Origin of the sequence: Marinifilum caeruleilacunae (genome assembly GCF_013141825.1) — a bacterium.
Lineage (GTDB): Bacteria > Bacteroidota > Bacteroidia > Bacteroidales > Marinifilaceae > Marinifilum > Marinifilum caeruleilacunae.
In genome coordinates, this window is sequence record NZ_RZNH01000089.1 from 1 (window position 1) to 1,503 (window position 1,503).

The 1,503-nt window shown below is 28.5% G+C and carries 1 protein-coding gene; it reads left to right on the forward strand.

The window, feature by feature from the left end:
• The first annotated feature begins 786 nt into the window (after positions 1-786).
• Entirely contained in the window at positions 787-1,179 is a 393-nt protein-coding gene (locus ELS83_RS21600) for a GxxExxY protein (protein WP_171597616.1), read from the forward strand.
• Positions 1,180-1,503: the final 324 nt, after the last annotated feature.

Consider the following 1,503-nt stretch of genomic DNA (forward strand, 5'->3'; position numbering starts at 1 on the left):
GTCTAAAAGATGGAAATTGATCAGGACACAGATTGTATATGATGTGTTTGATTGTTTATGATTTTGAGGAAGAGGTATGAGGGATAATTGATAAACATTGGGAGCTTACTTATTGATTAACCGAAGCTTTCTTAATTTAAAATATATAGGTTTATTACGATGATTGTATTGTAGGAGATTTCTAAGAAAGGTTATTCGAAAGACAAGGACAAAATCATATTTAATCATTAAAAATCCTAAAAATCAGCGTCTAAAAAAAGAAATTAATCGAGACGCGGATTGTATATGATGAGTATGATTATTTATGATTTTGAGGTAGAGATGAGAACGATAATTATGAAATCAAAGCTTACTGAAATTAAATGAAGTTTTGTTTTTATGCAAAAAGAATATCAAGTTTAATTACGATGAATGTAATGAGAATGATTTCTAAAAAAGGTTTTTCGAATGACAACGTAGAAAGCATATTTAATCATTAAAAATCCTAAAAATCTGCGTCTAAAAAAGAAATTAATCGAGACGCAGATTGTATATGATGAGTATGATTATTTATGATTTTGAGGTGGAAATATTGGTTATATATTTGAAATTTAAGAAACAAGAATATTAAGGTTAATAAGGATGAATGTAATGAAAATGATTTCTAAAAAGGTTTTTCGAATGACAGGTACGAAATCATAATTTATCATTAAAGATCCTAAAAATCTGCGTCTAAAAAGATGGAAATTAATCAGGACGCGGATTGTATATGATGTGTATGATTATTTATGATTTGGAGGAAGAGGTATGAGGGATAATTATAAACATTCTGAGCTTACTGAGAAGATAATTGAAGCTTTTTATGCTGTATATAACAAACTCGGAGTTGGATTTCAAGAGAAGGTGTATGAAAATGCTCTTCTTATAGAGTTAGATAAAAGGTTTTTAAATTTTACGAAACAGAAGAATATAAAGGTTTTTTACGATAATCAAGTAGTGGGCGACTTCTATGCGGACATCATTGTTAATGATAGTGTTATAATTGAATTAAAGGCTGTGGAAAGTATTAGGTTAGAGCACGAGGTTCAATTGGTAAATTATTTACGTGCCACCAATATTGAAGTTGGCTTGTTATTAAACTTTGGTGCTAAACCTCAGTTTAAACGAAAAGTTTTTAGCAACACAAGAAAGAAATCATAATTTGTCATTAAAAACCAGCGTCTAAAAAAATTAAATTAATCAGGACGCAGATTGTATATGATGTGTTTGATTGTTTATGATTTTGAAGTAGAGGTATTAGGTATAATTATAAACATTGGGAGCTTACTTATTGATTAACCAAAGCTTACTTAATTTAATATATATAGGTTTATTACGATGATTGTATTTTAGGAGATTTCTAAGAGAGGTCATTCGAATGACAACGTAGAAATCATATTTAATCATTAAAAATCCTAAAAATCAGTGTCTAAAAGATGGAAATTGATCAGGACACAGATTGTATATGATGTGTTTGATTGTTTA